A 26,208-nucleotide genomic window follows, 5' to 3' on the forward strand; every position below is an offset into this window, starting at 1 on the left:
CTTGCGAGCCTGCTCCAGCAGGCGCGTGACGGCATCCGGTGCCATGTCGCGGTCGAGCAGCGGTGTCGAGAGCGTGCCATAGGGGTCGGCACTCACCAGGACGGGGAGCGGAAGGCGATAGGCGCGGCGCGCGGTGATCACCGGCAGCAATCCGATCAAGCGCGGCGTTCCGGCATCGCGCATCCAGGCGCTGAGCGCGGCGACATCGGTGCGGCCGCGCGCGGATGCATTCACGGCGCGTTCCCAGTCGGCGAGATAGTAGCCGTTCGGCTCAATGGCCTGCCGAGCAAGCGCGCGCCATGGTTCGGGCGCGATCGCCGCGAGCGGCGCAAGTGCATCGGGCGCTGGGCGGCTCGCCGCGGTCATCCCGTCGCCCCTCGCTCTGCTGCCATGCATGCCGGCTGGGTTTGCAATGTCGACCACGTCCCCGATCCCCGTCGCAAGGAAGGCGGCGCAGGCCGCTTCTCCATTGCTGTCTGCGGAGACTAGGAGAAACATTCCAAGATCCGGTTTTTCCGCACGCGAAATTAGACGGAAATGTGCAACCGATCGTTCACCAAACGGTCGCTGAAAAGCCTGTGTTTTCAGCGGATATGGGCCGGCTGGGGTGGCGGGGGCGGAGTATTCGCGCGTTTCCGGGGATGGGCGGACCTGCGGTCGATGGTCGCGGCCTCGCCATGTTGGGGCTGGAAAATGGCCTCTACGTCAGGCTATCAAGGCGCCGGAGGGACCCATGATGAGAGCATTGGTATTGGCAATCGGGGCACTGGCGCTTCTGGCTGCGCCAGCGACAGCGCAAATGGGCGGCAAGCGCGGCGGCGCCGATCATGCGCCCGCGCCCGAAAAGCCGAAGATCGACGAGAAGGCCTACAAGGCCGCTCTGGAGCGCGTTCCCACTCCCAAGGAAAAATATGATCCATGGGGCGGCGTTGCGCCGGCTCCCGCGCCCGCCACGGCGGCGAAGAAAAAGTAGTCGTCGAACAGCACATGCCGCGCGCGGTTTCCATGAACCGCGCTTGCGTTGACAGCGACCAAATTGGGCAGCGACAGGCCGTCGCTTTGTTGGCGCGCGGCCATCCTGACTTCCGTTGGATCAGGCGGGGAATTATCCGTCGCGCGAGCCGGCCCGGACCGGGGAGACTGTTCGATGGTTCGTCCTGTCATTCGCAACGCGATTGTTGCAGCCGCTGTAATGCTCGGCTCCCCGAGCGCCTGGGCAGAGAGCCGTCTGGCGCTGGTGATCGGGCAATCCTCCTACCGCGCCGTCGCGCCGCTGCCCAATCCCGTCAATGACGCCAAGGCAATGGCGCAGATGCTCGGCGATGCGGGCTTCGAGGTGCAGTCGGCGACGGACCTGTCGCAGAACGATCTGCGGGCCAGGATCGCTGACTTCGCAGCGAATGTCTCCGCCAAGGGGCCGGACACCGTCGCACTGGTGTTCTATGCCGGCCACGGCCTGCAGATCGACGGCGAGAATTACCTCGTCCCGGTCGATATCGACCCGAAGCGCGAGGCCGATATTCCGCTGCAGGCGGTGCGCCTCAACGATATCCTGAACACGCTGACATCTGTGCCGAGCAAGAGCCGCATCATCCTGCTCGATGCCTGCCGCAACAATCCGTTTCCGGCCATCAGCAAGACCACCGGCCGCGGGCTCGCTCAGATCGACGTGAAATTCGGTACGCCCGGCACCCTGCTGTCATTCTCCACATCGCCGGGCGCCGAAGCCGAAGACGGCCAGGGCGGCAACAGCCCCTATACGACGGCGCTGCTGAAGGCGGGGCGCGAACCGGGCCTGTCGATCGAGGATGCGTTCAAGCGCGTGCGACTGTCGGTCAATCAGGCCACCGAAGGGCGGCAGACGCCGTGGGAAAGCTCGTCGCTGGTCAATGACTTCCGCTTCTTTGGCACCGATGCCGGCGCCAAGCCGGAGGTTACCAGGAAGACCGTCGATCAGTGGCGCAAGGAGCTGCAGGGCAAGCCGGTGCAGGACGCCAACAACCTGATCGTCTCAGATGGGTCGGTGGAAGCCTATGAGGCCTTTGCCGGCCTCTATGCGGAGCCGCCGCTCGGCCCGCAGGCGAAGGAATGGCTCGACCGTCACTACAAGATGGTGGCGTGGCACAACGCCGTCATCACCAACACCGCGCCGTCTTATCGTGACTTCCTGGCGAAATATCCCGACAGCGATCTGACAGCGACCGCGCAGAAGCTCGAGGAGCGCACGCGCAACAAACCGGTGCCGGTTGCCGCAGCGAATACGCCGACCAATGTCGCACTGGCCGGACCGGGCCCGACATGCCCGTGCGGCACGCCGCCCGCAGCAGCGCCTGCTTCGAAGAAAGCCGAGAAAACTACCGAGCCTGCGAAGAAGCGCGCCGCATCGCCACCACCGCGGCGCGGCCGCGAGATCGTTGAGGAAGAGGTCATCATTCGCCGTGCACCGCCGCCGGTCTATTATGAACCGGTGCCGCGCATCTATTACGGCCGCGGAGGCTATGGTGGTTACGGCGGCGGCAACTATGGCGGCCGCGGGCGCTACTGACCGGCGCGTTTACTCGAACACCACACCGAGCTGGCGCTCCGTGTTCCACACTGGACGGCAGCGGCGGATGAACTGATCCGCCTCGATCACCAGCGTGAAATTCTGCGGCAGGCCGAGCGGGCTTGCGATATCGACACGCGCGCCGGAGGCCGAGAGATTGCGGACGGTGCAATCGATACCGCCTCCGCCAAAGGCCAGCGTGCCTCGCTTGAGAACCCGGTGTCGTGGAGCCGCTCGTTTCTCGGTCATGGTCGTCGTCCACATCGTCTGCCTGCGCTATGTCTAGCATTGCGATCTTGCCGGCCGATGAAGCCGATCCCGGAGATGTGGACCCGCCTGTTCACCCTTCATCAATATCTGACAGGGGAGGGTGAGAATATTTCATAAAAATGCCAGATTAAAGAAATGGGCTTCATGATACCGTCCGGCCATAAACGCCCGGACGAGTCGGTCGCCGGCGTCGTGGTTCGGGAGGGATGATCATGAAAATCGCCTGCGCGTTATTGACTGTGGCTGCCATACTCTCTGCCGCGCCGGCCCAGGCTGTCGTGCTCGATCTGTCCACCATGTCCTGCAAGCAATTTGTCGAGTCGGGCCCCGACGAGATCAAGATGGTGCTGACTTGGATGGACGGCTGGTACAAGGGCGACTCGGATGACGCGATCATCGACACCGAGGTGTTCGTCGAGAACGCCAAGAAATTCGGCACCTATTGCGCGGCGCACCCGACCATCAGCATCGTGACGGCCGCGGAGAAGGTGCTGGGCAATTAGGCGGCTGCGGTCCGGGCCAGCCCGGTTTTCCAGCTTCTCGGTTTCCGAAGGTTTCGACCCGCGTGAGGCACGACGGGGTGCCCTGCGCCAGGTGCTTGGCGGGCTCGAAAGGCCGGTGATATAACGCCTCCGAAATTCACGGAGCTTTGGTGCCATGAAACTGTCCCGCAAACTATTCAGCGTCGTCGCAGCGCTCGCACTTCTGACCGGCCCCGCCGCCGCGCAGATGATGAACCTGATGCCGGAGGTGAAGACCAAGTCGGCGGAGGAAAAGGAGCAGGACGCGATCACCGAGAAGGCGTATCGCGAGTCGCTGCGCAAGATTCCTGACACCAAGGCCGCGGCCGATCCATGGGGCAATGTGCGTAGCGATGCGCCGAAAGCTGCTGCGCCCGCAAAACAGCCGCGCACCAAGACCGGCAACGCCGCGAATTGATCAGGCGGTAACCGTGGTATCGGCGGCTCGTGCCGGCGGTCGCGCTACGGGCACTGCTGGAACAACAGTCCGGTAGGCTCGTCCGGCCGCTTGGCTACAAACCGCCCGGCGCGCAAATTGACTGAAACTTGCGCGCTGCCACTGACATATTCGCCTGTGTCAGTTGCTCCAGGACAGCGGCACTTCGAACAATCCGCCGCTGTCTTCGTTCTCGATGACGATTGCGCCCTTCACGACGCCCATGCTGCGCATCATCTCCCGTGCGAGCTCACGCGCGTGCAGCATCGCTTCCTGATCGTTATCGAAGCTCGTCCCTTCATCGTCGAGGAACGTGTTGTCGGCGATAATGTGAAAGAAAAATCGAGGCACGGGAAACGACCACAGCTGGCGCGCGCATAAATGGCCTGCAGCACCTGAGGTTGCTGCAAGACGATGGTACCGCTAAACCAACTTGTTCCGCGCGTCGATAGAAATGTGCAAAATTTGCGGCAAATAAACGGGTTTTTGACGCAGCCGGTCCCGTGCAGGGATCCGCCTTCGGCGCCGTGGTGTATCTCGGGTGTCATTGAAGACGTGTCGTCGAATGCCGCCATGGTATCGGGCGCCATATGATCGTTGCCGTATGACTGGCTGAGATGCTGGCGTCGGCGATCATCGCCGCGTCGCACATTTTCATTGTGGTGAAAGCGATCAGGCAAACCTGAGTTGCGGCGTGACGTCTCCCTGCGGCTGTTCTTTCTGTATGAGAGAGGCTAGGGGAGCGTCAGGGCGGAGAACCGAAGCCGCCGCAAACAAGCGAGGGGGCACATGTCGCGCGACCGGTTCAGGTTCTTCCATCCATTTCGGGTACGCTATTCCGAGATCGACGGCCAGGGCGTCGTCTTCAACGCGCACTATCTCACTTACTTCGACACGACCATCACCGAATATTTTCGCGCACTCGGCTATGACCAGTTCGCCGATGCCAAGGCGAGCGGCGTCGACTTTCACGTCGTCAAATCGGTGATCGAATACAAGGCGCCGATCCTGTTCGATCAGGAGCTGGACGTCGCCGCACGCGTTGCGCGGATCGGCAACTCAAGTCTGGTGTTCGAACTCGGAATCTTCCCGCGTGCAGGCGACCATCTGTTTGCGACCGGCGAGATCGTCTGGGTCAATACCGATCAGGCGAGCCATCGCCCGGTACCGATCGCGCAAACGATCCGCGACCTGATCGCCACGCGCGAACCGCATCTCGCGGGGTAAATCGGATCGACGCCGGGGGCCGATTCCCGGCACCAAAACCGCGGCTGAATCTCTGGCTATTGCGAGAGAGTGGAAGCGAAGAATTTGCTCTTCAAGCATGGGGCGAACAGGCCGTTGTGCCGGGCGCTTGCCGGGGACTCCGGGTGTTAAGCTGTGCCTTCGTCCAGATCGTAGAACTCGGTGAGGCGAAGGCTGAGCTCCATCAGCCGGTCACGAAAGGGCGTCTGCGACGCATCGGAATAGCTGACGATGATCCGCCAGCTATCGTCCAACGCATAGATGATGAGGGTCATGTTTTTGGGCCATGGCCCGACGTCGCGGGAAGCCTCCCGAATGATTTTCTGGAGCTCAGCGGCGGTCTTCTTCGGTTTCAACGTTGCACTTCCTATTTAGAAGCGTTCTAACATGAATGGCAGGCGCGTCCATCCCTTGCGCTCCGTCATCAAGCCGATCCCGCGCTGAAATCCCGCCTGCGATAATGGTGGAGCGGCCCACCATGCATGGCTCTGGGCCAATGCCACCGGCGGCGCTGACCGGCTACGACTATCCAGGGTGCCGTCACTCATGGTCCGACCGGTTACGGCGGCCGCTTCGGCATCAACTACGCTCTTAATTCGGCAGCGCCGCCGATCGTCAAACTGAAGCGCGAAGCGACTATCGGTAAAGCCGGCGCGCTACTGCGCCGGCTTTTGTGTGTTGCCTTGTTTCAAGGGGCAACCCCGCTGCTGGTTCCTTTGATTTTCGTCTTTAGGCCTTCAGGCCAGCGATCGTTTTCCTCAAGTAAGTTATTGCGTCGGCCAGATAGATTGCCGGAATTGCAACTGGCCCAATAGCAGCGGCAATCCACAACCAGTGCTTTCGGTTGAAGCCCCGCGCATGCGCAAGATGGCCAACGACAAACATCGTCGCCACAAACAGCGCCAACACTAGAAGGTCCATCGCGGCCTCCCGGTTTTCCCTGATACATACCGAATCTGGGGCGGCACAAATAACCCGTCAACAGCCCAATAAATTCAATCTGAGGACTAACAAAGATCGCCCGCCATCCGCTAAGATGGCCGGATGACGAAAACAAAATCATGGCAGTCAAAGCTGCTCGATGAACCGAGGATAGGCTTTGTTGACGAGCACGGTTCGCGCGAGGCCAATGCAGAGCGCGCTAAGCTTGCCGAGGGCCGGCCCAGGTCGACGCCATCCCTTCAAACGATCACGAGGCCAGATCCTCTCGCGAAGATCTTAAACGAACAGCGTGTTGGGTTCGATGCGATCCGTCGGCCTGAAAGATCAAGATCGCCGAAATGAAAGAGGCCGCCCATCAGGCCGGCCTTTGGTTTTTTCCAGAGAGAGGTACGGGGCAACTCGGAAGAAGGCACCGACCAAAAACAGCAGGGCCCAAACGGCAGGCATCGACCGGAACGGTGGCGGATCGTCGGCGCAATGCTCGGGCGGCTTTTGTGATTAATGCATTCGCCCTTACGGGGGGATGTCCGCCAAACGGCGCCTGTCTTCCCCAGCGGTTTGACCTACGGCCCGCACGCGTATGGGCGATCCCGGCAATCGCATTTGCGACATCTTCGGCGGTGGGTGAGTGTCGTCCTGATCAAGCGATCTGAGAGCGGCGAGAATATCGCCGATCCTGACGGTCTCGTTGGAGCCGGGGATCTGTCGTAGCCAGGGCTTCCCTTCGACAGCAAAGGCGTCTGACGCCCAGGCCGCAAGAACACATCGCTTTTGCATGGTGTTTAAGAAGGGGGTCGCGCGAACCTCCCGCGGGTGCATGAAGGTGCCGGCAAGGAGAAAATTTGCGTGGATGTCATTCATCGACACGGCGGATATTGTCATGGGGCGCCTCCTAACTCCTTTCGTTTAAAGGCGTTTCTCGATGTGGATCTCCCCATGGGCCGGTCAAGGGGCGCCCTCAAAATTTTGTTCGTCTTTGAACCTCTGCGACGGTTCGTCGCACCCAAGCTGGGGCCAGCAAGGAGAGGTCACCATGCCATTGGCACTGAAACAATCATCGGCAGGATTCGCACCTGCGAGGCCATTCTCGCCTTTGCTCCATCTCGTTTGGTTCGCAGCGGCGGGTCTGTTCGTCTCGCTCCTGGCCATGACCTACGGGCTCGACCTGAGCGCCGGGTTCTTCTGATTTCGACAGCGCTGCCTCGGGATCGTTCATCCTGCATGACCCACACCGGATCACCTTCAGGCCATGCCGTGGCACCGGGCGATTGGGGACCGGCAGCTGCATCGAAAAGCTGCTCGCTCTAGGCGGCCGCTTTGTCGACGGGCTGATTGCAATCGGCGTGACGCTCGGCAATCAGCTTCATTGCCTTATGCTGCCACATCTCTGCTTCAGCTAAATGTTTCCAGCTTTCCTCAGGGAAGAACGAAGCTCGCTGACGGCATAGACTTTCCTTGGCACGGCAGGTCTGACTATCTTCCATTTTATGCCTCCCCATGCGGGCTTACGGAATTGGGACTCAAGCGGCAGGCGGTTCGTTGGTTCCGAGGCGCGCAGCAAAAAAGCCCTCCGGTGAGAGCGGGCTTTTTCATCAGGAAGCGCTCGATTACTTTTCCGCATGACCGGAGCCGGGCGATGCCGTCTCCGGCGAGGCCTCGCCGTCGAGCCAGTCCTCTAGCCGTCCTCTGCCTGGGCCAAACGCGAGCCATGCCGCTTCCATGTGCCTGAACCGATGCCTGGTCCCGGGAGCGGCGGAACAACCTCAGGCGCCGCGGCATAATATCGGCATGAAACCAACGAAGTCGCTGAGGAAGCAGGCCGAGAAAGCCGAGGCCGCAGCTCGTCGCTCGGAAGACACCGAGCATGCTGAGCGGATGCGGAATCTGGCTGACGCGTTCCGCGCGCAGGCCGATGCGCTGAAGGCCATAAGGAAGAGAGGGAAAGCGAAGAAATAGCGCAGTTCTCTCGTCCATCTCTTGGAGCAGGAAGCCGGCACGATGCCGAGAATGAAAGAGGTCGCTGAAACGGCCTTACTTCTTTGGATTGAAGCGCCCGCCAAGGGCTTTGATACTTCCGGCCGAAGGTTGCTTGTTCGTGAACTCGGCTATGGCCTCCGCCAGCTCAGCGTCTGACATCGGGTTGACGGGCTGATGCAACGAGCCGTCCCGAAAGCCACGCTCGATGGCCGCATAGTGTTCAGACTCATCTACAAGAATGAGTTTCCTAATTCTGGCCAGGATTGCAGAGAAGGTCATGGCGCGACTTCGGCAAGTTCTAGTTCGTGAGACAGTCTACCTGTCGGGTACGGCGGGCAATATAGCTCCGGAGTTTGGGAAGAACTGAAGCACCTTACGCCTCGTTATCCCGGTCGGGGGATTTTAAGAACAAGTTGTTGCAGAGACTGACTGATGAGGTTGGGCATCTAGCTGCGGTGCAGCAACTTGATGCTTCCATTCCCGGATGGTTATCGATCCCCCGAAATGAATGAGGCCGCCCACCGAGGGCGGCGGCCGGAAACAGGCCAGTACCCAAATTCTCAAAAGAACATATTGCGAACATAGAACGAATGGGGTACATTGATTTCACCCCGAACAGCGCTGCCATCCTTTGGCGCTTGCCGTTTGTCCCTGTCGCGAATCCCTTCATAAGGAGCTAGATCAATGGCTACCACTCCGACTGCCCTGCGTATCGTTGAAGGATCCTCCATGGACAAGACCAAGGCCCTGTCGGCCGCGCTCTCCCAGATCGAGCGCCAGTTCGGCAAGGGCTCGGTGATGAAGCTCGGCAAGAACGATCGCTCGATGGATATCGAGACGATCTCGTCGGGCTCGCTGGGACTGGACATCGCCCTCGGCGTCGGCGGCCTGCCGCGCGGCCGGGTGGTCGAAATCTACGGGCCGGAATCCTCGGGCAAGACCACGCTGGCGCTGCACACGGTGGCCGAAGCCCAGAAGAAGGGCGGCATCTGCGCCTTCATCGACGCCGAACACGCGCTCGATCCGGTCTATGCCCGCAAGCTCGGCGTGAATATCGATGACCTTCTGATCTCGCAGCCGGACCCCGGCGAGCAGGCGCTGGAAATCTGCGACACGCTGGTGCGCTCCGGCGCGGTTGATGTGCTGGTGGTGGACTCGGTGGCCGCGCTGGTGCCGCGTGCCGAACTGGAAGGCGAAATGGGCGACGCGCTGCCCGGCCTGCAGGCGCGCTTGATGAGCCAGGCGCTGCGCAAGCTGACCGCCTCGATCAACAAGTCCAACACCATGGTGATCTTCATCAACCAGATCCGCATGAAGATCGGTGTGATGTACGGCTCGCCGGAAACCACCACCGGCGGCAATGCGCTGAAATTCTACGCCTCGGTGCGTCTCGACATCCGCCGCATCGGTGCGATCAAGGAACGCGACGAAGTGGTTGGCAACTCCACCCGCGTCAAGGTCGTGAAGAACAAGCTGGCGCCGCCCTTCAAGCAGGTCGAATTCGACATCATGTATGGCGAAGGCGTCTCCAAGATGGGCGAAATCCTCGATCTCGGCGTCAAGGCCGGCATTGTCGAGAAGTCCGGTGCCTGGTTCTCCTATGACAGCCAGCGTCTCGGCCAGGGGCGCGAGAATTCCAAGGCCTTCCTGAAGGCCAATCCGGACATGACCGCCAAGATCGAAGCCTCGATCCGGCAGAATTCCGGCCTGATCGCCGAGCAGATTCTCGCCGGTCCCGTCGAGCGTGACGAAGACGGCGGCGACGGCGAGGAGCCGGCAGAAGATTAATCGGATCGGGTTCGGTGGATCTTGCCGGACCGATCTTGCAGCCGACATTTTCGGCTGAATGATTTCGCGGTGGGTGCTGAGGGGGTCTGTTGCCGATGCCCTGCGGTGCCTGCCGCGTCGTCGTTTGCAGGACGCTGTGATTTTAGTGCGCTCTGACTGCAGCTATCGCCGCGGGGCGGGAGCAGCCTCGCTTGGCGGCGCGATCAGTTTATTGACTGCATGACAGGCGACGCCGTCGACCAGGTCCGGCACGACCTTCCGGCAGAGATCGAACACTTCCGGGCAGCGCGGATGAAACGTGCAGCCGGAGGGCGGATCGATCGGATTGGGAATCTCGCCGGAGACCGCAATGCGCGCACGGCCTGACATTGCAAGATCAGGCACTGCGCCCAGCAGCATGCGCGTATAGGGCATCCGCGGCGCGCGGAAGAGTTCGCGCCCTTCCGCAATCTCCACGATGCGGCCGAGATACATGACCCCAATCCTATCAGCCATGTGCCTGACCACGGCAAGGTTGTGGCTGATGAACAGATAGGTCAGGCCGAATTTGTCCTGCAGCTCGCGCATCAGGTTGAGAATCTGCGCCTGCACTGACACATCCAGCGCCGAGGTCGGCTCGTCGCAGACGATGAACTCGGCCTCCGAGGCGAGCGCGCGGGCAATCGCGATGCGCTGGCGCTGGCCCCCGGAGAACTGATGCGGATATTTCTGCCCGTCGTCGGGATGTAATCCCACCAGCGTCAGTAGTTCGCCGACGCGGGCGCGAATGTCGTGCTCGCCCTGAATGAGATCGAAGGCGCGGATCGGTTCGGCAATGATGGCATCGACCCGCAGCCGCGGATTGAGGCTGGCATAGGGATCCTGGAAGATCATCTGGATCCGCTTGCGCAGCAGTTTGCGCGCGCTGGCCTGCCTGGGATCGCTCATCGAGACGCCGTCGATGATGACCTCGCCCGAGGTCGGCGGCAGCAGCCCGACCACCATACGCGCCACCGTGCTCTTGCCGGAGCCGGATTCGCCGACCAACGCAAAGGTCTCGCCGCGCCTGATCTCGAATGACACGCCATCGACCGCTTTGAGAAACTCCATCGGGCTGCGCTCGATGAGGCGGTTGAGCCAGGGCTTCGAGACATCGAAGGCCCGTTTGAGATTGCGTGCCTGTACCAGCGCCGTCATGCCGCGCTCTCCGCATGGGCATGATCGTAGAGATGACAGGCCACCTGCTGCGTGCCCACGCTGATCGGCTCCGGCCGCTCCACCCGACAGCGGTCGAACGCAAAACTGCAGCGCGGATTGAAGGCGCAGCCTGGCGGGATGGCCGAGAGGCGCGGCATGCTTCCCGGAATCTGCACCAGCCGCTGCGACGCATCACCGGTCAGCGTCGGGATCGCGCCCATCAAGCCCTTGGCATAGGGATGCAGCGGGTTTTGTACGACATCGCGCACAGGTCCGATCTCGGCGATGCGCCCGGAATACATCACGGCGACGCGGTCGGACGTCTCGGCGATCACGCCCATGTCGTGGGTCACCAGCATCACCGCCGTGCCGTGGTCGCGGCCGAGCCGCTTGATCAGCGCGATGATCTGCGCCTGCACGGAGACATCGAGCGCGGTGGTCGGCTCGTCTGCGATAATCAGTTCGGGCTCGGCCGCAATCGCCAGCGCGATCACCACGCGCTGCCGCATGCCACCCGAGAACTCATGCGGATAGGCATCGACGCGCTTCTCCGGCGCGGGAATGCCGACTTCGGCCAGCAGGTCCACTGCGCGCCGGCGCGCCTGCGTCTCCGACAGATTGAGATGGGTGCGGATGGTCTCCACCAGCTGGTCGCCGATCCGATACAACGGATTGAGGCTGGTCAGCGGATCCTGAAAGATCATGGCGATGCGCTTGCCGCGAATCCGGCGCATCTGCTCCGCCGGCAGATTGTCGATGCGCAGTCCGGACAGCAGGATCTCGCCACCCGAGATGCGCCCGGGCGGATCAATCAGTCCGATGGCTGCAAGTCCCGTCACCGATTTGCCGGCGCCGGATTCGCCGACCACGCCCAGCACCTCGCCCCTGGCGATATCGAACGACACGCCATCGATGGCGCGCAGCACACCGCGCCGTCCGGCGAATTCGACGCGCAGGTTGCGTACAGAGAGGACGGGCACGCTCATATCGGGCACTGTCGGATGCGACATATCATTGCAGCTTCGGGTTCAGCGCGTCGCGCAGCCAGTCGCCGAGCAGGTTGATCGACAGGATCAGCGAGGCCAGCGCGAGACCGGGGAAGGCGATAACCCACCATTCGCCGGAGAACAGATAGTTGTTGCCGATGCGGATCAGCGTGCCCAATGACGGCATGGTGTCAGGCATGCCGGAGCCGAGAAACGAGAGCGTCGCCTCGGTGATGATGGCGAGCGCGAGATTAATGGTAGCGATCACCAGGATCGGGCCCATGGTGTTGGGCAGCACATGGCGGATCATGATCACCCGCGCGGGCAGGCCGATCAGCTGCGCCGCCGCAACATAGTCCTTGTTCTTCTCCACCATCACCGAGCCGCGCACGGTGCGGGCATATTGCACCCAGAAGCTCAGCCCGATAGCGACCACCAGCACGATCAGCGTGGTCGATGCATCCAGGTGATTGCCCAGTGCGGACTTCACCACGCCGTCGATCAAGAGCGCGATGAGGATCGCCGGAAACGTGAGCTGCACATCGGCGATGCGCATGATCAGGCTGTCCACCGCGCCGCCGACATAGCCGGCGATCAGGCCGAGCCCGATGCCGAGTACCGCCGCAAAACTGACGCCGAGTACGCCGACCACCAGCGAGATCCGCATGCCGTAGAGGATTGCGGAATAGATATCGCGCCCCTGTTCGTCGGTGCCGAGCAGGAACGGTTTCTGCCCCTCCGCCGTCCAGAGCGGCGCGATGCGGGAGTTGATCAGTTCGAGCTGCGCCGGATCGAACGGATTCTGCACCACGAGGACGGGAGCGAACAACGCCATCATCAACAGCACGAACACGATTGTAGCCGCGACCATTGTGAGTTTGGAGCGGCGGAACGAATAGAAGATGTCGCTGTCGGCGATGGCGGCAAGCCAGCGGAGCGGGAAGGCGCGGGGTGATGTTGTGATGTCTGTCATGACGCCCTCATGCCGGCCGGTTGACGGTCGCGCGCAGGCGCGGGTCGACCACGGTGTAGAGGATGTCGACGATGAGGTTGATAGTGACGAAGATCAGCGACACCACCAGCAGATAGGCGGCCATGATCGGGATATCGACATTCTGCACCGCCTGCACGAACAGCAGCCCCATGCCGGGCCACTGGAATACGGTCTCGGTGATGATGGCGAAGGCGATGACCGAGCCGAATTGCAGGCCGGCGACGGTGATGACCGGCACCAGCGTGTTCTTGAGCGCATGGCCGAAATGGATCGCGCGGGTGGTCAGGCCGCGGGCGCGCGCGAAGCGGATATAGTCGGTGCGCAGCACTTCCAGCATCTCGGCGCGGACGAGGCGCATGATCAGCGTCATCTGGAACAGGCCGAGCGTGATCGACGGCATGATCAGCGCCTTCAGGCCGGAGATCGTCAGCAGGCCGGTGGTCCACCAGCCGAACTTGACGACATCGCCGCGCCCGAAGGATGGCAGCCATCCCAAAGTGACCGCGAACAGATAGATCAGGAGAATGCCAATGAGGAAGGTCGGCAGCGAGATGCCGATCAGCGACACCGCCTGCAGCACCTTGGCGAAAAACGAATCCTTCCGCAGCGCCGAATAGATCCCCATCAGGATGCCGAACACCAGGGCGATCACGGTGGCGCAGGTCGCGAGCTCCAGCGTTGCCGGCATGCGTTCCTTCAGCAGCGCCGACACCGGCTGGCGAAACTGGTAGGAGACCCCGAACTTGAACTGGACGGCGTTGATGAAGTAGCGCGCGAATTGCACCGGGACGGGATCGTCGAGGCCGAGTGACGCGCGCACCTCGGCGCGCTGCGCTGGCGTGGTGTCCATCGCCACCATCTGGTTGACCGGATCGCCGGCGAAGCGGAACATGGTGAAGGCGATGATGCCGACGGCAATCATCACACCAATGGACTGCAGGGCGCGGCGCAGGATGAAAGCGAGCATGGGCTATTTCGCTTTCTGTTATTGAAACATCTGGGACCTCATGGTGAGGAGGCGCTTCTCCAGCGCCGTCCCGAACCATGAGATGATGCAGGCCACCATCCTTCGAGACGCGGCAAAGGCGCCGCTCCTCAGGATGAGGACTGAGATCGGGGCGACCTGGCCTTCCACGCGGATGCCAGACCTATTCCGACTTCACCGCCCAGTATGGCAGCACCTGATTGTCCGGGCGCTGCACGATCTTCACCTTCTTGGAGACGCCCCAGGCCAGCGCCTGCTGATGCAGCGGGATATAGGCCCAGTCCTTGGCGGCGATCTCATAGGCCTGTTTGATGAGCTGGTCGCGCTTCGCGGTATCGGTCTCCTGCAGCACCTGATCGGTGAGGGCGTCGAACTGCTTGTTGCAATAGCCACCGAGATTGGTGGCGCCGCGCGGGCTGTTCGGATCGTCGCGGCAGCCCATGATGTCGAACATCACATTGTGTGAATCCTGCGTGCCGGGCGTCCAGCCGAGCAGATAGAACGAGGTGTTGAAGCCGCCGGTTTTGAAGACCTTGGCAAAATACAGCGCCTTCGGCTGCGCGTTCAGCGTGACCTTGACGCCGATGCGCGCGAGCATGCCGACCACCGCCTGACAGATCGCGGCGTCATTGACGTAGCGATCATTCGGGCAATCCATGCCGACTTCGAAGCCGTCCGGATAGCCGGCCTCTGCCATCAATTTCTTGGCCCCGTCGGCGTCGTATTTCGGCCGCGTGAAGTCAGCGGAGAGCTTGAACAGCGGCGGTGCGATCATCAGCGCCGACGGCGTCGACAGGCCGCGCATGACCCGTGTCTTGATCAGTTCGATGTCGATGGCCTTGTAGAAGGCCTCGCGGACGCGGATGTCCTTGAACGGGTTCTTGCCCTTGATGTTGGAGAACAACAGCTCGTCGCGGATCTGGTCCATGCCGAGGAAGATGGTGCGCAGCTCCGGCCCGGCCATGACGGCGGCGTTGGCTGATCCGTTGACGCGGGCGATGTCCTGCACCGGCACCGGCTCGATAATATCGACCTCGCCGGACAGCAGCGCCGCGACGCGGGTCGCATCGGACGCGATTGGCGTGAAGATGATCTCCTTGAGATTATGCTCGGGCTTGCCCCACCAGTTCGGGTTGACCTTGAAGACTGTCTTTACGCCCGGCTGGTGGCTCTCGATGGTGAAGGGGCCCGTGCCGTTCGCATTCAGCGATGCGAAGCTCGGCGAGGTCGCCGCGGCCGGCGTGGGCGCGAGAGCATTGTTCGCCTCCGCCCATTTCTTGTCCATGATGTACCAGACGTCCCATTGCGACGTCAGGATCGGGTTCGGCTTGATCAGCACGAAATCGACGGTGTAGTCGTCGATCTTGAGCACTTTGGCATCGGCCGGAATGACTGTCGTGAAGTCGGAGCCCTTGGCGCGCACGCGGTCAGCGGAGAACACGACGTCATCGGCGGTGAAGGGGTCGCCATTATGGAATTTGACACCCTTGCGCAGGTGGAAGCGCCAGCGCGTCGGCTCCGGTGTTTCCCAGCTTTCGGCAAGCGCAGGGATGATCTGCAGATCCTTGCCGCGCCCGACCAGGCCTTCATAGACCTGGCCGTGATGGGCGATCGTCGTGGTCTCGCGCAGCGTATAGGGATCGAGCGATTTCAGATCGCCCTGATTGGCATAGCGCAGCGTTTGCGCGGAGGCGGGCAGTGTGGAGGCAGGGAGTGCAGCGAGGGCAATCAGCGATGCAGCGGCGGCAATCAAGGTCTGGCGGATCGACATACTGAGCTTCTCCATTGCATGACCGCGATTGCATCACCACGCGGCCGCCCGACAGTTGAGCGACCGTCACATTGTTGGCAGAGATTGCACGTCGTGCAAGCGGCATTTGTCAGCTATGCGCTGCACAATGAGGCGGCTGGCGCGATCCTTGCTTGGATTGGGCATAGGCAATTCCACGCATCGCGCGCGTGCATCATTCGGTCACGACAAAGCGCTAACAGGACCGCCAGAACGGCAAGTTTTCGGAGCAGGAATGGCGGAACTCAAGGCTGATGTGCTTGTGCTCGGCGCAGGCATGGTCGGTGTGTCGGCAGCGCTGCATCTGCAGGCGCGCGGTCGCAATGTGGTGTTGGTCGATCGGCATGAGAAGGCCGGCGAGGAGACCAGCTATGGCAATGCCGGGCTGATCCAGTGCTGTTCGGTTTTTCTCCACATGCTGCCGCGCGATCTCGGCAAGCTCTTTAGATTTGCGCTGAACCGCGCGCCGGAGGTGCATTATCATCTCAATGCGCTGCCCGGCATGCTGCCGTGGATCACCAGATATTTCCTGAACTCGTCGCCGGAGGGATCGCTCCGCAGCGCAATGGCAGCGCTGCCCTTGATCCAGCGCAGTCTGACCGAGCATGAGGCGCTGATCGCCGAGGCCGGCGTGCCCGAACTGCTGCGCCGGATGGGATGGATCAACCTGTTCCGCTCCGAGGCGACCCTTGCGAAAGGTATTGCAGATCTCGAACGCCATCGCGCCTATGGCGTGCCGGGCGATATCCTGGATGCCGCCGCCATCGCCGGGCGGGAGCCGAACCTGTCCACGGATTTTGCCGGCGGCGTCCACTGGACCTCGCCCGGCTTCGTTCCCGACCCCGGCGGGCTCGCCAAGGCCTATGCCTCGCTGTTCATTCGCAAGGGCGGTCGCTTCATCGCGGCCGACGCGCGGACACTGGAGCAGGTCGACCGCAACTGGCGCGTCGCCGGGCCGAACGGCGCGCTGGTTGCGCGGGATGTCGTGCTCGCGATGGGGCCATGGTCGGATCACGTGTTTCGGCCGCTCGGCTACAACATCCCGCTCAAGAGCAAGCGCGGCTACCACATTCATCTCAAGCCGTCAGGCAATGCGGTGCTGCGTCATCCCGTGCTTGATGCCGATCGCGGCTATCTGCTGGCGCCGATGAATCGCGGCATCCGCCTGACGACGGGGGCCGAGTTCGCGCTCCGCGATGCACCGCCGACCCCGGTGCAGATCGAACGGACGCTCCGGGGGGCGCGCCAGACCTTCCCGCTTGGCGATCCCGTCGAGGCCACACCCTGGATGGGCGCGCGTCCCTGTCTGCCGGACATGCTGCCGGTGATCGGTCACGCACCACGCCACAAAGGCCTGTGGTTCGACTTCGGCCACCAGCATCACGGTTTCACGCTGGGGCCGGTGACCGGGCGTCTGATCGCGGACATGGTGACGGGCGTCACGCCGTTCACCGATCCCAAAGCCTTTGCGGTCGAACGCTTCGGCTGACATCTCGCAACTGCAATGTGGATGTCACATCGCTTGCATCGGGCAGGCGTCAGCGGCGATACTGCCGCTGCGTCGCCATCTTCGCGAGAGCGGCGGCTTTGCCTGGGGAGTTGAGAATGAAAGTGATCGTCACCGTGGACTGCACGCCGCTCGAGGCGCGCGAATTCCTGGGGCTGCCTGATGTGCAGCCGATGCAGTCGGCGATGATGGATCAGATGCAGAAGAAGATGATGGAGAACATCGACAAGTTCTCGCCGGAGTCGATCATGCAGAGCTGGTTCTCATTCGACCCGAAGATGGGCGAGCGTTTTCAGGAGATGTTCGCCAACATGGCTGGTCTCGGCGCTGCGCGTCCGAAGGACAAGAAGTAAACGGAGATGTCCTAGGATGGGTGGAGCGAAGCGAAACCCATCACCTTCTACCGCGACCATGATGGGTTTCACTCCGGCGCGATGCGCCTTCGCTCTCCCCGTCCTATGGACTGCGATTTGCGATACTAGCCCGCGCGGCGCGCGCTGGCCTGCAGCGGCTGCTGCAGCTTCGCGCCATGCGCATGCCGCGAGATGGCGTCGATCACCATGGACCACATCGAGATCGGCAGGGCGTGGCCCATCCGGTCAACCATCATCAGCTTGGCGCCGGGAATCGACGCAGCCGTGTCCCGGCCGGCGGCCGGATGCACCAGAGGATCGATCTTGCCGTGGATCACCAGCGTCGGCGCGGTGACCGTGGCGAGACGCTCCTTGCGGCTGCCCGAAGCGAGGATGGCGCGGAGCTGCCGGCCGATGCCCTCCGGATTGAGGCCGCGGGCATAGGTCCGCTCAGCGCGGTCGAGATCCCTGGCTTCGTCGTCGGGGAAACTGCCGACGCGCAGGAACAACCATGTCTGCTTGAAACGTTCGAGGAACGCCTCGTAGCCTACGGGCTGCGGCTTCAGCAGTAACAGCGACACCGCGCGGCTCGGCTGCGGCAGGCGCGGATTGCCCGTGGTCGACATGATCGAGGTCAGCGAGCGCAGGCGCTCCGGATAGGTGATCGCCATTTCCTGCGCGATCATGCCGCCCATGGAGGCGCCGACCACATGCGCGGAGCGGATGCGGAGCACGTCGAGCAGGGCCACCACGTCGGTCGCCATGTCGCTCAGCTTGTAGGGGGCGGAGACGGGTGTCCCGAGGAAGCGCAGCTTGGCCAGTTCGAACAGGGTGAACGGCTTGCCGCCGGCCATCTTGGAGGACAGGCCGATATCGCGGTTGTCGAAGCGGATCACGCGAAAGCCGCGGGCGGCCAGTTCGCGGCAGAAGTCGTCGTCCCAGTGAATCATCTGGGCGCCGAGGCCCATGATCATCACCATCGGTTCCGCGTCCGAATAGCCAAAGATGTCGTAACAGATTTCGATCCCGTTCGCGCGCGCCAGCTGTGGCGGCTCGTACGGCACATCAATCGGTTCGGGGGATCGGGCGGAACGTGGGCTCATGTCAAACATATGACATGGAAAGTCCCTGCGAAAAAGTGACAAGCGCGTCATGCGCCAAACAAATCGTCGCAGCGATTAATGAGAGATTGCGCGCACGGCAATTATGACAGTGCGCGCGGTCTTTTGTGACAGCGATTGTGACAATGGAACTGGTATCAGCCTCTCGCTAGCTCCCGGCCCAGACGTCGAGCACGTAGCGATTGCGCGTGCCGAGGTCGTCGATCCAGGTTAGCGCCGCAGCGTCATCGCTGCCGCTGCGCTCGCGCTGGATCGCCATCAGGGACGCCTTCACATCCGGCTCCATCTTGCCGCCGTCGCCGCAGACATAAGTAATGGCGCCCTGCTGAATCAGATCCCAGACGCGGTCCTTCTGCTGGGTGATGAGGTGCTGCACATAGGTCTTCGGTGCATCGCCCCGCGAGAAGGCGGTGTGTAGTTCACAGATACCATCGGCGGCGAAACCCTTCAGCTCCTCGGCATAGAGAAAGTCCTGATCGGGATGGCGGCAGCCGAAGAACAGCAGCGCAGGGCCGAGCGTCGCACCTTGCGCCTTGAGTGCCGCGCGCTCCTGCAGGAAGCCGCGGAACGGCGCGAGGCCCGTCCCCGGTCCGATCATGATCAGCGGCACGAGGGGATCGGCGGGCAGGCGGAAGCCGGCCTTGGTCTCGCGCACGATGGCATGCACGGTGTCGCCGGCACGGCGGCCGCTGAGATAGTTCGAGCAGACGCCGCGATAGATGCCGCGACCGGAATGCGCTGGGCCCTGAACGACGGCGGTGGTGACGCTGCAGCGTGATGTCTCACCTTGCGGTGACGACGAGATCGAGTAATAGCGTGGCGCCAGCAGCGACAGCATTTCCAGATAGGTGTGGAACGGCAATTCGCAGGCCGGATGTTCTTCGAGGAGGTCGAACACCGATTTACGCTTGGCGAGGATGTCACTGCGATAACGCTCGCTTGCGGCGGGATCGTCGCCGACATAAGCGAGCAGTTTCGGCCTGGTCATCGGGCAGCGCGTGTTCTCCGCCATGATCTGGATCTGCTTGCGGGTGGCGACCTGCTGCAACTCCACGAATTCCGTGAGCAGGCGGCCGACCGAGACGACGTCGCCGACCGGCAGTTGCGCGCGACGACCTTCCGCGACTTGCAGCCGGATCTGGTCGTCGGGGAGGAAGCCGAAGCGGCGCGCGACCGCATCGACAAGCGCGGGATCATTGCGCGGCACCACGCTGAGGTGGTCGCCGACGCGGTAGCTGGTCCCGGCAGGAAGCTCGATCTCGATATGCCGTGTCGAGCGATCCGACGCGCCGTTCTGCAGCTCGCGATTGCCCAGCACCTTCATCGGGACCACGCCGCCCAACGCAACGACGGTATTCACCGCGCTCGGCGCCACCGGTTCGATCCGATAAAGCGGCGCATCGTCGGCGCTGCGCTCGAATCCGGTGTCGAGGCCGAATTCCTTGACTGCGAGCGGACGCAATTTCGCGAACCAGTCCTCGAACTGGCCGTCGAGATCGTCGCGCGCATCGCCTTCGCCGCGCACATAGGCGTTGGTCGCGCCATGTTCGCGGAGCTTGTCGTCAATGTATCGTGGGATCGACTGATAGGTCGCCAGCCAGTCGCTGTTGCCGCAGCCGAACACCGCATAGCGCACTTTGGCGAAGGCGTCCTTCGGCAGGTCGGTGCCGAGCCAGTTGACGAATTGCGTCGCATTGTCTGGTGCTGCGCCGTTGTAGGACGCGCAGAAAATGAGAACGCCGCCTTCGGTCGGCAGTTTGCCAACGAAGTCGTCGAGCGGCGCGAGTTTCGTGGCGAAGCCGTTGACCTCGGCGAGATCGGCAACACGCGTCGCCAGTTCCTCGGCAGTGCCCAGGTTGGAGCCGTAGAGCACCAGCAGCGGCGTGTTGTGGCTCGGCCGCGCGCGGCCGGTGACGACAGGCGCGAGCGGCGCGGCTGCGGTGGCTGCGTTCGCGCGTCCGGCATAGGCGCCGCGCTCGTGATCGTGGCGTGGGCGCACCTTGATCTTGAAACCGTCGGGCTTGATGGTCAGCGTTTCCTTGAGCACCATCTCGTAGCGCTTGTGATCCATCATCTTGAAGCGCTGCAGGATCATGCCGAGCGCCAGCGCAGCTTCGTGCATGGCGAAGCCGCGGCCGATACAGGCGCGCTGGCCGTTGCCGAACGGTTTCCACGCATTGATCGGTCGTGCGGCTTCGGCTTCCTTCGAAAAATTTTCGGGATCGAAGGCGTCGGGATTGGGTCCCCAGACCGAGGGATCGCGATGCAGCGCCAATACCAGGATGGTGACGAAGGTGCCCTTGCGGAGCTTGTACTTGCCGCCGCCGATGGTCTCGTCCTGCACCGGTGCGATGCCATAGGCCGGTGCCGGCGGCCACAGCCGCAGCGACTCCTTCAGGATCTGCGTGATGTAATGAAGCTGCGTGACCTGCTGATAGGTCGGCTTGGCATTCACATCGGGGCCGAAGACGCGGTCGACTTCCTCATAGGCCTTCTTCAGCACCTCCGGATGTTTCAGCATCGCGTAGATCGCGCATGACAGCAGACCCGATGTGGTCTCGTGGCCGGCGATCAGGAAGGTGTTGATCTGGTAGCGGATGTTGACGTCGTCGAGCTGTTCGCCGGTGGCGCGGTCGACGCCGGTCATCATGGCGCCGAGCATGTCCTTCTTGGCCTCGGTCGCCTCGGCATTCTTGCGGCGCTCGGCGATGATCTCGTCGACCATGGAATTCATGAAGGCGACGTCGCCGGCGAGATCGCGGCGGCGCTTCTGCATCCACAGACTCTCCAGCGGCAGGCCGCGGGTCATCATGATGGTCTCGAGCGAACGCACCAGCGATTCCACGAAGGGGTGGTAGTCGCTCCGGTAGAACGAATTGAAGCGATAGTCGAAACCGCACAGGCCGATCGTGTCCAGCGTCAGCGCCGTCATGTCATGGACGACGTCGATCTCCTCATCGGTGTTGAGGCGTTCCCATTTCTTTACCAGCTGCTCGGCGATATCCACCATGCTCGGGTGATAGGACTGCATCGCGCGGTTGCCGAACGGCTGCAGCAGGATGTTGTGCGCCTTGGCCCAGTTCGGCTCTTTGGTGTCCGCCGTGAACAGCCCGTCGCCGCCGACGGCGCGGACCCGGCGCAGCGCGCCGCGCACCGCCTTGTCGAAGCGTTTCTCGTCGCTGAGCTCGTCCACAAGATCGTGGCCGCCGACGATGACGATGGGCGAGCCCATCATGTCCAGCCAGAAGATCGGCCCGAGCTCCTTGGCTAGCCGTGCCAGATCCTGCACCGGCGCATTGGCATCCAGCGACAGCATGTTGCCCACCACCGGCTTCTTCGGCGGATGCGGGATCGGAGCGAGTTTGTTGGTGGAGGACATGTCGCGACGTTTCCTGCTGCGTCTTTGCGTAGGATGGGTAGAGCAGTTGCGAAACCCATCGCGGCAATGTTTTGTTTGATGGGTTTCGCTGCGCTCTACCCATCCTACGAACTACCCAAACCGTCTTCGCCGCCAGTCGATCAGCACCTGGCTGACCTCGTCGGGCTTCTCCTGCTGGGTCCAGTGGCCGCTGTCCTTCACCAGATATTTCTCCAGGTCGGGAACGATGTTCTCCATGCCATCGGCGGAGGAGGGCGGCAGCACGGCGTCGTTCTCCGCCATGATCATCAGCGACGGCACGCGCACGGTGTGATCGAGTCCCTCGGCGCGCGCCCAGTTGGCGCTCATGTTGCGATACCAGTTGATGCCGCCGGTGAAGCCGGACTCCTTGAAGGCGTCGACAAAGATCTTCTTTTCCTCGTCGGAGAGGATTTTCTGGCGCGGGTCCTTCGCGGGATCGTAAGCAGCGACCATCTGCGGGAATGCCAGATTGGTCTTCGACGAGGCACCGATGCCGCCGACGGGCGCTTCGCCCACATTGGCGTGCTTGCGTGGCATCGGCTTGCGCATGAAGAAGTCGAAGGCTTTGTCGACATTCTCGCCGAAGATGCGATCCGGCTCGTGTGCGGGATCCTGGAACTGGACGATATACATCGTCTCGCCGAAGCGCTTCCTGTAGATCAGCAAGGGATCGACCGGCGCGCGGTCGGTGTGCGGCGTATTCACGCCGACCACGCCGGCGACGCGATCGCGATGCCGCAGCGGCATCTGCCAGACGATGAAACCGCCCCAGTCATGGCCGACGAAGATCGCCTTGTCGATCTTGAGGTGATCGAGCAGTGCGACGAGATCGCCGGTGAGATGTTCGATGCTGTACTCCTCGATGGCGTCAGGCCGCGACGTCGCGCCATAGCCGCGCTGGTCCGGCGCGATGACACGGATGCCGGCGGCGGCCAGTGCCTTGATCTGATGGCGCCAGGAGAACGCCATTTCCGGCCAGCCGTGACACAACACTATGGGCGGTGTGTCGCTCATGGGGCCGGCGTCGTAATATCCCATGCGAATGCCATTCAGCTTGGCGAACTGCAACGGGGGCATTTCAATCATGATGGGTCCTTAGCTGGCGGTCTTGAGAGCGTCGGGCGGGGCAAACGCCGCCTGCAGCAGCGCGAATTCACCCGGCAGCATGTCGGCAAGCACCTGCACATGCGGAATGATGTTGGCGCCCGCGATGAAGCCGAAATCGAGCTGGTCGCGATAGCTCTGCACGGTGATGTTCAGCGCCAGCCCATGGGTGGCGATGGATACAGGGAAAATGTGCAGCAGCTCGGCGCCGGCCGCATAGAGCGTCTGCCGCGGGCCGGGCACATTGGAGACGGTGATGTTGGCCGCTGGCGGCAGCACGTCGGAGAGATTGGTGCGGCTGTAAAGCAACGCCAGGATCTGCACCATGATGGGGGCGCCGAGCATCGACAGGTTCGATACCTGGGGCATCAGCGCCCGCAGCGGATGCGACATCTCCTTGGACTTGGTGGACTGCGCGATAATGGTTTCCAGCCGCTCCTTGGGATCCTCGATATTGCTGGCGATCGAGCAGATCATGCCGAACACCTGATTGTTCGAATCCGTGTTGCCTTCCTCGCGCAGCGAGATCGGCACCGCGGCGGTCATCGCCTTGGCGGGCAGGGCGCCCCTCTCTTTCAGGTAGCGCCGGACCACACCGCTCGAGAGCGCCAGCACCACGTCATTGAGCTTGCCGCCCGCCTGCTTCGCCACTGCCTTCGCGGCCGAGAGCGGCACCGAGACGCCGGCAAAACTGCGTTCAGACGAGATCGTCTTGTTGAGCAGCGTGGGTGGCGACAGCATGCTGTTGAGATTGTCGCGCGATTTCGGGTCGGCGATCCTGGCCATCACGTCGGAGGCGCTCTTCACCATGGTCGGGATCGAGCCGGCGAATTTCACCGCGCTCTCGATCTGGAACATGGCGTTGTCGAACAGGATCGAGCCGATATCGCTCTTGCCGGAGCGCGGCAATTCGATGCCTTTGGTCGTGCTCTCCAGCGGCTGGCGCCAGAGCTGCTGATAGGAATCGATGAAGCTCGCAGCTATGTCGCGCGGCTCCTGCCGCAGCTTGGCGCGAACCTCCGGCTTCTCGATCTCGCGCGGGATCGGCGTCACGTCATAGATCATGCTGGTGAGGGCTGCGCCGGCCCCGCCATCGATGCAGGCATGATGCATCTTCGAATACAGGCCGATCTCGTTGTCCTTCATGCCTTCGAAGACATAGAACTCCCACAGCGGCCGGGCGCGGTTGAGCAGCTTGGCATGCATCCAGCCGACGATGCGTTCCAGCGTGGCGCGGTCATGGGGGGCGGGCAGGCTGCCGCGAAAGATGTGCCGGTCGATGTCGAATTGGTCGTCCTCGACCCAGGAGGGATGGTCGATATCCAGGGGGGCCTTTTCCAGCCGTGCCTTGAGGATCGGCGCCATATGCAGGCGCGAGGCGATCATTGCCTTGAAGTCCTCGAAGAAGTCGCCCTTGTAGTCTTCGGGCAGGCGAAAGATCGCCATGCTGCCGACATGCATCGGCATCTCCGGCGTTTCCAGATACAGAAACGACGCGTCCATTGAGGACAGCTTCCTGCTGGCTTCCGCCATGATACGTCCCTCCCTCGAACATTACTTTGACGTCGCTTGGCGCCTTTGCGGCGCTCTACCGATGAGTGTGCCCATCCGGAACGGGAATATGCAATGGCAAAGGCGATAGGGAGCTAGTCTGAGCACCGCTCCCTTCGAAATGTCCCGAAAAGCATGAGTTTGACAGCCATGCGCGCCGATTAGGCGGAGATTTCCGATGAGTGCTCGTTCGGATGCCCGAAGTCGCTCTGCCCGAAACACTAAGTTGTAAAGCTAAATCAAGGGGTCAAGCGCCGTTGCCTTTTTGAAGGTCAGCGGTAGCCCGTTAGTGCATCTTTGGTTGCCCAGTAATGTCGCAATTCACGTATTCGTGATGTTGCGATGCACCATCGATGTTGCGGTGCATTATTTACTATGTCATAGAAGTTGCACCCCGGGCCCACAACGGCGGGACGGGGCGAGCCGAGCCTTATTTCAAGGATGGCTGAAACCCGAGGATGCCCCCCGAGGATGGAGACGAACATGACGATCGAGACCGAAACCAATTCCGTGCTGAACAATGTCAAGCAGGCTTTCGCGCCCGTCACCGAGGCGTTCACTAAGCTGCAGAACCTGGAAGTGCCCGAGGCGACCCGTGACTTCGTCAAGCGCGCTGCCGGCACTGCCAAGGACAAGGCCGCCGACTTCCAGGCCAATTCCGAGAAGGTGACCTCTGCCATCGAGACCGCCGTGTCGAACTCGGTCAGCGAAGCCACCAAGATCAGCCGCAACGTTCAGGACGCATTCTATGCGGACGTCCAGTCGTTCTTCGCCGGCATCGACAAGCTTGCTTCGGCGAAATCGCTGAGCGAGGCCTTCCAGGTGCAGACCGATCTCGTGCGCGCCCATGGCGAAGTGCTGAGCTCGCGCGCCAAGGCTTCGACCGAATATCTCGGCAAGCTGGTGTCGGAAGGCGCCAAGACCGCGCAGGACAACTTCTCGAAGGTTGCGTCCTTCGCCAAGACCGCCTGACAAGACCGCCTGATCCATACGCGATCACGCGACATGAGTTCAAAAGGCCCGCGCAAGCGGGCCTTTTTTGTTGCTCGTTCTGGCAAAGCAGGTCGTGCATCCGGGCGTCGGAAGCATGCTCACTTGATTGTCACGGTAATCTTGTTCGAGACGATTGGTGGGCTGAAGGGATAATGAGCGCCGTCTCCCAGCACGAGCTGGAGCGTATGTTTGCCGGGCGGCAATTCGATGCGTGCCTCGGTCTGGCCGGCTCCGAAATGGAGATGCGACTTGTCCTGCGGGATCGGTTCCTTGGGATCGAGCGGGTCGTTCACATCGACCAGCAGATGATGATGGCCGCTGTTCTGGAAATTATCGCCTGCATGCGTGACGCCCATGTTGCGCAAACCGAAACGACACCAGAACGCGCCCTTGATCACCGCTTTGTCCTGCGGCCACACGAAATAGAGAACCGCATCTTTCGGCGCGGGCTTTCCCTGCGCATGGACTGCAAGGGGCGCCATTGACAGCATTGCGGATAACACGATGAGCCCGGTGATCCTCATG

Annotated in this window: 28 protein-coding genes and 1 pseudogene; 11 read left to right on the forward strand and 18 right to left on the reverse strand. The window is 62.2% G+C overall.

What is annotated here, in order from left to right; all coding sequences use genetic code 11:
* Positions 1-366: pseudogene (locus tag ACEK02_RS17280) on the reverse strand (GNAT family N-acetyltransferase); the annotation flags it as partial.
* Between the two features lie 370 nt (positions 367-736).
* Between ACEK02_RS17280 and ACEK02_RS17285 the strand changes: the two are divergent.
* Together ACEK02_RS17285 and ACEK02_RS17290 are read left to right on the forward strand one after the other, a co-directional pair.
* A complete protein-coding gene (locus ACEK02_RS17285) occupies positions 737-973 on the forward strand; it encodes a hypothetical protein (RefSeq protein ID WP_371422874.1) in 237 nt (78 codons plus the stop codon).
* Between the two features lie 174 nt (positions 974-1,147).
* On the forward strand, positions 1,148-2,545 hold the full coding sequence (locus tag ACEK02_RS17290) for a caspase domain-containing protein (protein ID WP_371422811.1): 1,398 nt from the start codon (positions 1,148-1,150) through the stop codon (positions 2,543-2,545).
* 9 nt (positions 2,546-2,554) lie between these two features.
* On the opposite strand, the gene ACEK02_RS17295 is transcribed toward ACEK02_RS17290, so the two are convergent.
* Positions 2,555-2,794, reverse strand: a complete 240-nt coding sequence (locus ACEK02_RS17295; RefSeq protein ID WP_371422812.1) for a PilZ domain-containing protein — start codon at positions 2,792-2,794, stop codon at positions 2,555-2,557.
* A 233-nt stretch (positions 2,795-3,027) separates the two neighbouring features.
* Here ACEK02_RS17295 and ACEK02_RS17300 point away from each other — a divergent pair, with 233 nt between their 5' ends.
* Positions 3,028-3,318 (forward strand): HdeA/HdeB family chaperone, encoded by a 291-nt coding sequence (locus tag ACEK02_RS17300; protein WP_371422813.1) that lies wholly within the window; start codon positions 3,028-3,030, stop codon positions 3,316-3,318.
* Between the two features lie 154 nt (positions 3,319-3,472).
* Complete coding sequence (locus ACEK02_RS17305) at positions 3,473-3,754, forward strand: hypothetical protein (protein WP_371422814.1); 282 nt, start codon at positions 3,473-3,475, stop codon at positions 3,752-3,754.
* Between the two features lie 159 nt (positions 3,755-3,913).
* On the opposite strand, the gene ACEK02_RS17310 is transcribed toward ACEK02_RS17305, so the two are convergent.
* Complete coding sequence (locus ACEK02_RS17310) at positions 3,914-4,123, reverse strand: hypothetical protein (RefSeq protein ID WP_371422815.1); 210 nt, start codon at positions 4,121-4,123, stop codon at positions 3,914-3,916.
* 438 nt (positions 4,124-4,561) lie between these two features.
* Between ACEK02_RS17310 and ACEK02_RS17315 the strand changes: the two genes are divergently transcribed.
* Positions 4,562-4,999, forward strand: coding sequence for an acyl-CoA thioesterase (locus ACEK02_RS17315; protein ID WP_371422816.1), 438 nt, complete (start codon positions 4,562-4,564; stop codon positions 4,997-4,999).
* 146 nt (positions 5,000-5,145) lie between these two features.
* Here ACEK02_RS17315 and ACEK02_RS17320 read toward each other — a convergent pair whose 3' ends face one another.
* The 3 genes from ACEK02_RS17320 to ACEK02_RS17330 all read right to left on the reverse strand — a co-directional run bounded on the left by ACEK02_RS17320 (position 5,146) and on the right by ACEK02_RS17330 (position 6,841).
* Entirely contained in the window at positions 5,146-5,292 is a 147-nt protein-coding gene (locus ACEK02_RS17320; RefSeq protein WP_371422817.1) for a hypothetical protein, read from the reverse strand.
* Between the two features lie 454 nt (positions 5,293-5,746).
* Positions 5,747-5,938: a hypothetical protein gene (locus tag ACEK02_RS17325; protein ID WP_371422818.1), complete on the reverse strand. Its 192-nt coding sequence runs from the start codon at positions 5,936-5,938 to the stop codon at positions 5,747-5,749.
* A 534-nt stretch (positions 5,939-6,472) separates the two neighbouring features.
* On the reverse strand, positions 6,473-6,841 hold the full coding sequence (locus tag ACEK02_RS17330; protein WP_371422819.1) for a hypothetical protein: 369 nt from the start codon (positions 6,839-6,841) through the stop codon (positions 6,473-6,475).
* A 151-nt stretch (positions 6,842-6,992) separates the two neighbouring features.
* Here ACEK02_RS17330 and ACEK02_RS17335 point away from each other — a divergent pair, with 151 nt between their 5' ends.
* Complete coding sequence (locus ACEK02_RS17335; RefSeq protein WP_371422820.1) at positions 6,993-7,145, forward strand: hypothetical protein; 153 nt, start codon at positions 6,993-6,995, stop codon at positions 7,143-7,145.
* A gap of 118 nt (positions 7,146-7,263) precedes the next feature.
* On the opposite strand, the gene ACEK02_RS17340 is transcribed toward ACEK02_RS17335, so the two are convergent.
* Positions 7,264-7,443 (reverse strand): hypothetical protein, encoded by a 180-nt coding sequence (locus tag ACEK02_RS17340; protein WP_371422821.1) that lies wholly within the window; start codon positions 7,441-7,443, stop codon positions 7,264-7,266.
* A 304-nt stretch (positions 7,444-7,747) separates the two neighbouring features.
* Here ACEK02_RS17340 and ACEK02_RS17345 point away from each other — a divergent pair, with 304 nt between their 5' ends.
* A complete protein-coding gene (locus ACEK02_RS17345; RefSeq protein WP_371422822.1) occupies positions 7,748-7,915 on the forward strand; it encodes a hypothetical protein in 168 nt (55 codons plus the stop codon).
* A gap of 75 nt (positions 7,916-7,990) precedes the next feature.
* Here ACEK02_RS17345 and ACEK02_RS17350 read toward each other — a convergent pair whose 3' ends face one another.
* Positions 7,991-8,215, reverse strand: coding sequence for a hypothetical protein (locus ACEK02_RS17350; protein WP_371422823.1), 225 nt, complete (start codon positions 8,213-8,215; stop codon positions 7,991-7,993).
* Positions 8,216-8,620: 405 nt separating this feature from the next.
* On the opposite strand from ACEK02_RS17350, the gene recA reads away from it, so the two are divergent.
* Positions 8,621-9,724 carry a recombinase RecA gene (gene recA, locus ACEK02_RS17355; RefSeq protein WP_371422824.1) on the forward strand — a complete coding sequence of 368 codons (1,104 nt, stop codon included), beginning with the start codon at positions 8,621-8,623 and terminating at the stop codon, positions 9,722-9,724.
* 162 nt (positions 9,725-9,886) lie between these two features.
* Here the strand turns inward: recA and ACEK02_RS17360 are convergent, their stop codons facing one another.
* From ACEK02_RS17360 to ACEK02_RS17380, 5 genes are all read right to left on the reverse strand, one after another.
* The gene (locus ACEK02_RS17360) at positions 9,887-10,900 is read right to left on the reverse strand and encodes an ABC transporter ATP-binding protein (protein ID WP_371422825.1); all 1,014 of its coding nucleotides are present in this window, start codon (positions 10,898-10,900) and stop codon (positions 9,887-9,889) included.
* Complete coding sequence (locus ACEK02_RS17365; RefSeq protein ID WP_371422826.1) at positions 10,897-11,886, reverse strand: ABC transporter ATP-binding protein; 990 nt, start codon at positions 11,884-11,886, stop codon at positions 10,897-10,899. Before ACEK02_RS17365 ends, ACEK02_RS17360 begins: the two co-directional genes overlap by 4 nt.
* A gap of 25 nt (positions 11,887-11,911) precedes the next feature.
* On the reverse strand, positions 11,912-12,859 hold the full coding sequence (locus ACEK02_RS17370; protein WP_371422827.1) for an ABC transporter permease: 948 nt from the start codon (positions 12,857-12,859) through the stop codon (positions 11,912-11,914).
* Between the two features lie 7 nt (positions 12,860-12,866).
* Positions 12,867-13,847, reverse strand: a complete 981-nt coding sequence (locus ACEK02_RS17375; RefSeq protein WP_371422828.1) for an ABC transporter permease — start codon at positions 13,845-13,847, stop codon at positions 12,867-12,869.
* Between the two features lie 181 nt (positions 13,848-14,028).
* Positions 14,029-15,636 (reverse strand): ABC transporter substrate-binding protein, encoded by a 1,608-nt coding sequence (locus tag ACEK02_RS17380; RefSeq protein ID WP_371422829.1) that lies wholly within the window; start codon positions 15,634-15,636, stop codon positions 14,029-14,031.
* A 253-nt stretch (positions 15,637-15,889) separates the two neighbouring features.
* On the opposite strand from ACEK02_RS17380, the gene ACEK02_RS17385 reads away from it, so the two are divergent.
* A complete protein-coding gene (locus ACEK02_RS17385) occupies positions 15,890-17,143 on the forward strand; it encodes an FAD-dependent oxidoreductase (protein ID WP_371422830.1) in 1,254 nt (417 codons plus the stop codon).
* A 116-nt stretch (positions 17,144-17,259) separates the two neighbouring features.
* Positions 17,260-17,514 (forward strand): DUF6489 family protein, encoded by a 255-nt coding sequence (locus tag ACEK02_RS17390; protein ID WP_371422831.1) that lies wholly within the window; start codon positions 17,260-17,262, stop codon positions 17,512-17,514.
* A gap of 125 nt (positions 17,515-17,639) precedes the next feature.
* Here the strand turns inward: ACEK02_RS17390 and ACEK02_RS17395 are convergent, their stop codons facing one another.
* The 4 genes from ACEK02_RS17395 to ACEK02_RS17410 form a co-directional block, all read right to left on the reverse strand.
* Positions 17,640-18,617 (reverse strand): alpha/beta hydrolase, encoded by a 978-nt coding sequence (locus ACEK02_RS17395; protein ID WP_371422832.1) that lies wholly within the window; start codon positions 18,615-18,617, stop codon positions 17,640-17,642.
* 166 nt (positions 18,618-18,783) lie between these two features.
* The gene (locus ACEK02_RS17400) at positions 18,784-22,014 is read right to left on the reverse strand and encodes a bifunctional cytochrome P450/NADPH--P450 reductase (protein WP_371422833.1); all 3,231 of its coding nucleotides are present in this window, start codon (positions 22,012-22,014) and stop codon (positions 18,784-18,786) included.
* Between the two features lie 111 nt (positions 22,015-22,125).
* On the reverse strand, positions 22,126-23,121 hold the full coding sequence (locus tag ACEK02_RS17405) for an alpha/beta fold hydrolase (protein ID WP_371422834.1): 996 nt from the start codon (positions 23,119-23,121) through the stop codon (positions 22,126-22,128).
* 9 nt (positions 23,122-23,130) lie between these two features.
* A complete protein-coding gene (locus tag ACEK02_RS17410; RefSeq protein WP_371422835.1) occupies positions 23,131-24,672 on the reverse strand; it encodes a wax ester/triacylglycerol synthase family O-acyltransferase in 1,542 nt (513 codons plus the stop codon).
* 501 nt (positions 24,673-25,173) lie between these two features.
* Between ACEK02_RS17410 and ACEK02_RS17415 the strand changes: the two genes are divergently transcribed.
* Positions 25,174-25,662 carry a phasin family protein gene (locus ACEK02_RS17415; RefSeq protein ID WP_371422836.1) on the forward strand — a complete coding sequence of 163 codons (489 nt, stop codon included), beginning with the start codon at positions 25,174-25,176 and terminating at the stop codon, positions 25,660-25,662.
* A 119-nt stretch (positions 25,663-25,781) separates the two neighbouring features.
* Here ACEK02_RS17415 and ACEK02_RS17420 read toward each other — a convergent pair whose 3' ends face one another.
* Complete coding sequence (locus ACEK02_RS17420; protein ID WP_371422837.1) at positions 25,782-26,207, reverse strand: DUF4399 domain-containing protein; 426 nt, start codon at positions 26,205-26,207, stop codon at positions 25,782-25,784.
* Position 26,208 lies beyond the last annotated feature (1 nt).

The organism is Tardiphaga sp. (assembly GCF_041424195.1).
In the GTDB taxonomy this organism is placed as follows: domain Bacteria; phylum Pseudomonadota; class Alphaproteobacteria; order Rhizobiales; family Xanthobacteraceae; genus Tardiphaga.